This is a genomic window from Acinetobacter sp. ABJ-A23_2 (assembly GCF_044538765.1).
GTDB classification, from domain to species: Bacteria; Pseudomonadota; Gammaproteobacteria; order Pseudomonadales; family Moraxellaceae; genus Acinetobacter; species Acinetobacter nosocomialis_A.
This window is the reverse complement of sequence record NZ_JBIUCP010000081.1, coordinates 1-7,578: the sequence shown is the minus strand read 5'-3', so window position 1 is coordinate 7,578 and position 7,578 is coordinate 1. Positions and strand designations below refer to the sequence as shown.

The window sequence follows — 7,578 nt, the reverse complement described above, 5'->3', positions numbered from 1 at the left end:
GGCTGAAAAATATAAGCAACAATATCAAAAAAAGATATTTAAAATTTGGGATATTCCACCGTCTTCAGTAGGCATGAGTGCCAGTGTTAAAGTCTTTTTAAATGATAGTGGTGAGATTGAGCAAATTATTTTTCTAGATAAAGAAGATCCAAAGTTTAAATCGAGTATTGAAAAAGCAATATGGCGTGCAAGTCCTTTTATTTTACCTTCTAATCCTGATGTAAGAAAACAGGTAAGAAAGTTCAACATCAAATTTATGGCAAAGTAAATTTTAAATATGAACTTCGCCTTTTATTTGTAGAAACCACCGAGAGGTGGTTTTCTATATTTAAAATTAGAAATAAAAAATATATAGAAAAACTTTTAAACCTCATTATGTCATTCTTGTAACTGCATAAGTGACCAAGCTATAACTTTATTTTATTAATTATTTAAAAACTAATCATTATTTTTTATCTACTTTTTCTTTTATGGTTAGCTCATCGGAGAAGAGGAATAAGCCATGTTGAATCAACATGAGATAAATTTAAAACAGTACCAAAATAAATCTTTAAGTTATTTGAATAGCACAGCTCATTCTGAAGGAGTTGAGTTTGATAAGTTTATTAAAGAGATTGATAAATATTCAAATGCTGTGGTTTTAGATTTAGGCTGTGGTGGTGGTCATGTGGCTTATAACGTTGCTCACCATGCCGATCTGGTTTTTGCTTATGATTTATCTCATGAAATGCTTGATACTGTTTCAAAAGCTGCCAATGCTCGGAAAATAAAAAATATTTTCGTACAACAGGGCATAGCTGAAGATATGCCTTTTACTGATGAACAGTTTGATGTAGTGATTAGCCGATATTCTGCTCATCACTGGCAGCATGTACCAACCGCCATGAAAGAAATAAACCGTGTTTTAAAACCAAATGGTACTGTTATTTTTGTTGATATTATCAGCTCAAGTTTTCCCATTTTAGACACGTTTTTACAGACTATAGAAGTGATTCGAGACCCCAGTCATGTAAGAAATTACAGTATTAAAGAATGGGTTTACTTTATAGAAGATGCTGGTTTTGAATTAACTGCCTTAGATAAACAATCACTCATGCTAGATTTTGATAGTTGGGTACAGCGTATGAAAACTCCGGAAGATCAGATAAAAACGCTTAAGTATCTACAAGAGAATGCATCAGATGTAGTCAAAAAATATTTTAATATTCAAAAAGACGGAAGTTTCGAAAGTAAGGTAGGGTACTTTGTATTTAAAAAGATACCCTTCTAGTTTAATTTTAGTTTGTAAATTATTAAATACGAAAAAGTTTTAAAACTTTGAAGCCAATGAAATAAAATGCTCATATCATTATAAAAGTTATGAGAAATGGGCTATTGAAGTCGATAGGAGATAAAGATTTTAATCCAGAATAATTCGGTTAATGCATTAATTGTAGTAGATGTACAAAAGGCTTTTGTATTAGGCAATGAGGCTGTTCCAGCCGCAGAGCAACTTCTTTCTTCAATTAATATTTTACTTTCGAAGGCGCGCTTAGCTCGAGCACCTGTCATTTTTCTGCAAAATGACGGCGCTTTAGATACTGTAGATGAACCATTTCAATGGGGATGGGAACTATTTTTTCCTCCTCAAGAAGGTGAAATTGTATTAAGAAAAGTCAATGACAATGGATTTGATGGTACGCCACTTCAGCAAATTCTAAATGAAAGCAGAGTACAAACCTTTGCAATTTGTGGGGTACTGTCCGAAATGTGTGTAGCGGCTACTGCTCGTGCTGCACTAGAGTTAGGTTATGGGGTGCTTTTACCTCATGATGCACATGCAACTTATAATGTACCCGCAGGACCCGGCTCAGAAGAAGTACCAGCAGCAATGGCGGCCCGAGCTGCTGAGTGGTCTCTTGGCGATGAAATTGTCATCTGTGCTTCATCTCATGAAGTGAATTTCATAGAAAACGTTAAATAAAAGCCCTTACTTAAAGGGCTTTTCATATCTATATTTAAATTTTTGTTGAACGATCGATTAGCCATGCTGCTAGCTTTGGCCAGAATTCCTGAGCAGTTGCTTGGCTTGACATTAGTCCCAAATGCCCACCAGGAATAAGCGTAAACGTCACATCTTTGCTGCTGGTTAATTCGCTTAATGGTTGAGCAGCATCCGCCGTAACCAATTGATCGCTACGACCAGCGCCAACTAAAAGAGAACAATCGATATTTTTTAACTCGATTTTTTTATCTTTTAATAGAATAGAACCTTGCTTCAACGGATTTTGTAGCCATACGTTGAATAACATGTCCTGATTAATACCACCAGGATAATCAATCATATTGTTTAAAAAACTACTTAATGTGGCATGTTCTTGTACAAACTGCAGATCATCAAGGTTTTTAAGTAATTGAATATGACCCTCGAACCAGCCTTTAGGATCAAGAATTTTAAATCCTAGAGAATTTAAAATACCTGGAGTATGAATCAAACGCTTCGGTAAACCTGAGTAGATACGTGCCTGAAGTTTTTTATTACGACCAATAACATTATTTATGGTTCGGTAGAGTTTTCCGATATAGCCAGAAGCATAGCTATCGATTGGGCTACCTAACACTATAAGGTTTTTGACATAATTTGGATGGTTATGCGCTGTATACAAAGTAACGAATATACCCGCCATACTCCACCCATGTAGAGAAATTTGATCACTTCCTGAATGAGTGCGGACAAGCTCTATAGCTTTAGGAATAAAATCTTCAATAAATGATAAAAAGTTAAGATATCTATCTTTAAACCCTAAACGGCCCCAATCGACAAGGTACACGTCAAATCCTGTATTTTGGAAATGCTTAATAAGAGAACGATAAGGATATAAATCATAGATCGCCATATTAATTGCTAGAGGTGCAACAAATACTAATGGTTCTTTAAAACGCTTTTGAGCAGCCGCATAGTAACGAATACGAGTTTCATTAAATTGACCGATGACTTCATAAGGTGTGCTTTGTGACAACACCAGTGTTTCGGGTTTAAATAGTCGAGTAGAGAGGTGTTTGATATGGCTTTGCTCAGAGGCAATGGACTTTAAGCGTTTCATCTTACTTTGCCAACTATTTACTAAAATTAAATAAAGTCTAAGCGATAATTTTCAGGTTTACCTTGACCTTAAATACCTTAGACACTCAAAATGATGATAGTTTTTTAGTACATGACCAGTAAAGGCGAACATTTAATGAACCAGTCTGATGATTTAGAATACCAACTTGATACTTTAGCCATTCGTACCGGACATACTCGTAGTTTTGAAGGTGAGCATGGCGAACCGATTTTTTTGACTTCATCTTTTGTGTATGAAAACGCTGCTGAAGCGGCTGCAAAATTTTCTGGTCAAGTTCAAGGAAATATCTATTCACGTTTTACCAATCCGACTGTATCGATGTTCGAAAAACGCTTAGCTGCTTTAGATGGTGCTGAACGTGCTGTTGCGACAAGTTCTGGAATGGGCGCGATTTTGTCAGTTGCTATGGCATATTTAAAAGCGGGTGATCATGTTATTTGCTCAAGAGCAGTTTTTGGTTCAGTTGTTGCTTTGTTTGAAAAATATATTGCCAAGTTTGGTGTAGATATTACATTTGTCGATTTATGTGATTTGGACGATTGGAAAAACGCAGTACGTCCAGAAACTAAACTTTTATTTGTTGAGTCACCATCGAATCCTTTAGCTGAGATTGCAGATATTCAAGCACTTGCAGATATTGCACATTCGAATGGTGCATTACTTGCAGTTGATAACAGTTTCTGTACACCTGTTTTGCAGCAACCCTTAAAATTTGGTGCAGACCTTGTGATTTACTCGGCAACTAAATATTTAGATGGACAAGGGCGAGCATTAGGCGGTGCTGTTGTCGGTAATCATCAGTTGTTAGAAGAAGTTTTTGGTGTCGTCCGTACACTTGGGCCATCAATGAGCCCGTTTAATGCATGGGTTTTCTTAAAAGGTCTAGAAACTTTACGCTTACGTATGAAAGCACACTGTGAGAGTGCTCAAATTCTTGCCGAATGGTTATCTACCCATGACAAAGTAGAAAAAGTTTACTACGCAGGCCTTCCAACTCACGAAGGACACGAACTTGCAGTAAAACAGCAAAATGGTTTTGGTGGGATTGTTTCTTTCGTTGTTAAAGGCGAACGTGAAGGTGCTTGGAAGGTGATTGATAACACCAAATTTATTTCAATTACTGGTAACCTAGGTGATGTGAAGTCAACAATTACCCATCCTGCGACAACAACACACGGCAAACTTTCTGCTGAAGCCAAACAAGCTGCGGGAATTCAAGAAGGTTTAATCCGTGTTTCAGCTGGTTTAGAAGATATTAACGATATTATTGGTGATATTTCACGTGGATTAGATTTAATTTAATTAATTTATATATTTAAGATTAAACCACACCTAAATAAGTGTGGTTTTTTATTAATGATGCTGTTACTCACACACAACGAAAGAAATAAAAAGACTACATTTTGTTATAAATGACTCTAAAATCACAACGTATAAAAGTTCTAAATTTAATAAAAATAACAAAGTGAGTTTTTGAACCATGCTTAAACCTATAATTATATTAGTCGCTATAGGGGCAATTGGTTTGGTTGGATACAGAGTATTTGCCCAAAAAGACGAACCGACTCAGATTAGCGAAACTGTATTGTTAATTAATGATGCGAACAAATCAGTTGAAGATGCAGATCACTCCATAGAAAAGGCAAATGCCTCTTTTCAGAAAATGCCTTTAAATGAATACAAACCGGATAATAAAAACCTTCAAGCCTCACAATAGTTGCACTTAAATTTTAGAACTGGTTCTAAGAGTGAAAAGTTTTACACAGAAAGCTTTAAACTCATGAGTTAGCGAAAATAGTTTCATAGATACCAATAGAAAACATTAATTTATTGTGTCAGAATTACAGATTAATTTTGATTTAAACGTAATGACCTCAATGCTCTTTATGATGGGTTGAGGGACTAAAAGAGTTTAAGTTCTGAAGTGTTATGTGACTATCAATTATATTTGGTAGAGATACGGAGTTAGGTTTATGAATATCAATATGCTCATGCAGCAAGCGCAGCGCATGCAAAAAGATATGGAATCAAATATAAAAAAGGCCAAAGAAGAGCTTGCTCAAACTGAAGTACACGCTGAAGCGGGTGGTGGTTTAGTTAAAGTAACCATGACTGGTCGTTATATCGTAAAACGTATCGAAATTAATCCAGAATTACTTCAAGATGAACCAGATATGATTGAAGACTTAATCGCAGCTGCTGTTAATGATGCTGTGCGTCAAGCAGAAGTAGTTTCTGAAGAAAAAATGCAAAAAGCTAACTCTGGCATGGGTTTACCTCCTGGCTTAGCGGGCATGTTCTAAGGAAATTCAGTGTTTAGTGATAGATTTGAACAACTCGTTCAAGCTTTACGTATTTTGCCTAGCGTTGGGCCGAAGTCGGCTCAACGTATGGCTTTACATCTGTTGATGAAGAATCGTGAAGGTGCATTTGCTTTAGCGCATGCTCTACATGAAGCATCAAGTTATATCCACGAATGTAGTGTTTGCCACTCTTTAACTGAGCACGAAATTTGTGATATTTGCGCTTCAACAGAAAGAGATGATCAACTGCTCTGTGTGGTTGAATCTCCGGCAGATGTGATGGCAATTGAGCAAAGTGGTAGTTTCCGTGGCAAATACCATGTGTTGGGTGGGCATCTCTCTCCATTAGATGGGATTGGGCCAGAAGAAATAGGTATTCCTTACCTAATCCAGCGTTTAAGCCAAGGCACTATCGAAGAAGTCATTTTGGCAACTAACGCTACTGTAGAAGGTCAGGCGACAGCGCATTATTTGGTTGAAGCGACGAAGCATTTACCTATTCACATGACACGTATTGCTCAAGGTGTACCACAAGGTGGTGAGCTTGAATATGTTGATAGTCATACATTAAGTCAGGCGGTACATAACCGTATGCGTATGAAATAAGTACCTCGGTGCTTATTTCAAAGATTTTTTAAAATATAAGTTTTATTATTAAAAAAATCTTTTTAAAAGACAAAAACATATTTTTAAAAATGACTTAATGAATATATAAATTAAAAAAGCTGTTTGTAAAAAATAAATTTTTATAAGGATCTTAAATTGAAAAATTTAAAATAATGATCAAAAAATTATCTCTTTTTTGGAAAATTGTTCAAAAATAGATTATTCATCGTGGATTCAGTAGCATTTTTCTATTGCTATGTTATATATACCAGAGTTTAAAGCACTCTTTGCATTTACTTGAGAAAGCATGTTTCAGTTTATCCAACAGCAAACCGAATTGGTTGATGTTCTTCAACAAATGGATCAATGTTCAACATATGGACTTGATACAGAATTTATTAAGGTTGATACCCTTTGGCCTAAACTTGGAGTATGTCAAGTCAATGTCAACGGAAACGTATATTTGCTGGATGGCGTGTCGCTAGACTTAAGTGAGTTTTGGAAAAAAATCTTTGTTGCTCAACAAAATATTTTTCACGCGTGTGGTGAAGATATCGATTTAATCTATCACTATGCTGATGAACAAAACCTATTAAATGTTTTTGATACCCAAGTTGGACTTTCCTTTTTAGGACATGGTTTACAAGTAAGCTATCAAGGTGCTTTAAAGCTTTGTTTAGAGATTGACATTGAAAAAGACCAAACTCGATCTGACTGGTTAGCAAGACCTTTGTCTCCTCAACAGTTATGCTACGCAGCAAATGATGTTTTATACCTTATGCAGTTGGCTAACCATATTAAGGATCAGCTTAAGCAAAAAGGGCTTTATGAATATGTTCTTGAAGACTGTAGTAGTCTAACCAAAGAAATTATTAGTGAAACACCAACGTCATTACTCTATACAGATGTAGGCAACTATCGACATTCACGCCGTCAATTAATGCAATTGCAGAATTTAAGTGAATGGCGCGAACATATAGTTAAAGCAACCAATCAGCCACGTAGTTTTATCCTTAGAAACTCGACAATGATTGATTTGGTCGAAAAAAATCCACGTAATAATTTTCAATTATCTCAAGTAAGAGATATCCGTCCAAATGTTGTTCGTGAATATGGCAAGATTATTCTGGATCTTTTAAAGGATTTACCAGTAGAAGGGCAATGGCCGGCTAAAATTGCTAAACCTTTTAAAATTACGTCAAAAGAAACTCTAGATAAAATGGATGCGTTAATTGCAAATGCTATAGAGCAAACCTCCATTCCGAAAGAAGTTTTACTGCGTAAGAAATGGTTAAATGCAATTCATCAGCATGTACTTTCTAAAGGTGATGAACAAGATTTACCCGATTACTTGTTGGGTTGGCGCTACGAATTACTCACCAAACCACTTATCCAACTATTTACAGAAGAGAAAGCAAATCTGTTATTTTAAATTTACCAATGTGTTTTCAGTTCAAATGAGCACTTTGTATTTAAAAATAAGTTATTTGATTAATATTTGCTCAAATAATAGTGGTTAATTTTAATTTAAAATAAAGCTTTTTTATAAGGTCATCTTTATAAAT

General features: G+C 35.4%; 9 protein-coding genes. 8 read left to right on the top strand and 1 reads right to left on the bottom strand.

What is annotated here, in order from left to right:
- The 3 genes from ACH63V_RS17590 to ACH63V_RS17580 form a co-directional block, all read left to right on the top strand.
- The coding region (locus tag ACH63V_RS17590; RefSeq protein ID WP_396464249.1) for a TonB C-terminal domain-containing protein at nucleotides 1–268 on the top strand (268 nt) is incomplete at its 5' end.
- A 234-nt stretch (nucleotides 269–502) separates the two neighbouring features.
- The gene (locus ACH63V_RS17585) at nucleotides 503–1,270 is read left to right on the top strand and encodes a class I SAM-dependent methyltransferase (protein ID WP_396464248.1); all 768 of its coding nucleotides are present in this window, start codon (nucleotides 503–505) and stop codon (nucleotides 1,268–1,270) included.
- 120 nt (nucleotides 1,271–1,390) lie between these two features.
- A complete protein-coding gene (locus ACH63V_RS17580) occupies nucleotides 1,391–1,963 on the top strand; it encodes an isochorismatase family protein (RefSeq protein ID WP_396464251.1) in 573 nt (190 codons plus the stop codon).
- A 34-nt stretch (nucleotides 1,964–1,997) separates the two neighbouring features.
- Here ACH63V_RS17580 and ACH63V_RS17575 read toward each other — a convergent pair whose 3' ends face one another.
- Complete coding sequence (locus tag ACH63V_RS17575; RefSeq protein ID WP_396464246.1) at nucleotides 1,998–3,083, bottom strand: alpha/beta fold hydrolase; 1,086 nt, start codon at nucleotides 3,081–3,083, stop codon at nucleotides 1,998–2,000.
- 135 nt (nucleotides 3,084–3,218) lie between these two features.
- Between ACH63V_RS17575 and ACH63V_RS17570 the strand changes: the two genes are divergently transcribed.
- The 5 genes from ACH63V_RS17570 (at nucleotide 3,219) to ACH63V_RS17550 (ending at nucleotide 7,445) form a co-directional block, all read left to right on the top strand.
- The gene (locus ACH63V_RS17570) at nucleotides 3,219–4,406 is read left to right on the top strand and encodes an O-succinylhomoserine sulfhydrylase (RefSeq protein WP_396464245.1); all 1,188 of its coding nucleotides are present in this window, start codon (nucleotides 3,219–3,221) and stop codon (nucleotides 4,404–4,406) included.
- Between the two features lie 178 nt (nucleotides 4,407–4,584).
- On the top strand, nucleotides 4,585–4,821 hold the full coding sequence (locus tag ACH63V_RS17565; protein WP_004887361.1) for a hypothetical protein: 237 nt from the start codon (nucleotides 4,585–4,587) through the stop codon (nucleotides 4,819–4,821).
- 256 nt (nucleotides 4,822–5,077) lie between these two features.
- Nucleotides 5,078–5,407, top strand: coding sequence for a YbaB/EbfC family nucleoid-associated protein (locus ACH63V_RS17560; protein ID WP_001024697.1), 330 nt, complete (start codon nucleotides 5,078–5,080; stop codon nucleotides 5,405–5,407).
- A gap of 9 nt (nucleotides 5,408–5,416) precedes the next feature.
- Nucleotides 5,417–6,013: a recombination mediator RecR gene (gene recR / locus ACH63V_RS17555; RefSeq protein WP_000490551.1), complete on the top strand. Its 597-nt coding sequence runs from the start codon at nucleotides 5,417–5,419 to the stop codon at nucleotides 6,011–6,013.
- A gap of 307 nt (nucleotides 6,014–6,320) precedes the next feature.
- Entirely contained in the window at nucleotides 6,321–7,445 is a 1,125-nt protein-coding gene (locus ACH63V_RS17550) for a ribonuclease D (protein WP_396464243.1), read from the top strand.
- Nucleotides 7,446–7,578 lie beyond the last annotated feature (133 nt).

What these genes read in the sequence shown, in the direction of transcription:
- ACH63V_RS17560 (WP_001024697.1), top strand. Translation starts at nt 5,078, where the DNA reads ATGAATATCAATATGCTCATGCAGCAAGCGCAGCGCATGCAAAAAGAT.
- ACH63V_RS17585 (WP_396464248.1), top strand. Translation starts at nt 503, where the DNA reads ATGTTGAATCAACATGAGATAAATTTAAAACAGTACCAAAATAAATCT.
- ACH63V_RS17550 (WP_396464243.1), top strand. Translation starts at nt 6,321, where the DNA reads ATGTTTCAGTTTATCCAACAGCAAACCGAATTGGTTGATGTTCTTCAA.
- ACH63V_RS17565 (WP_004887361.1), top strand. Translation starts at nt 4,585, where the DNA reads ATGCTTAAACCTATAATTATATTAGTCGCTATAGGGGCAATTGGTTTG.
- ACH63V_RS17570 (WP_396464245.1), top strand. Translation starts at nt 3,219, where the DNA reads ATGAACCAGTCTGATGATTTAGAATACCAACTTGATACTTTAGCCATT.
- ACH63V_RS17575 (WP_396464246.1), bottom strand. Translation starts at nt 3,083, where the DNA reads ATGAAACGCTTAAAGTCCATTGCCTCTGAGCAAAGCCATATCAAACAC.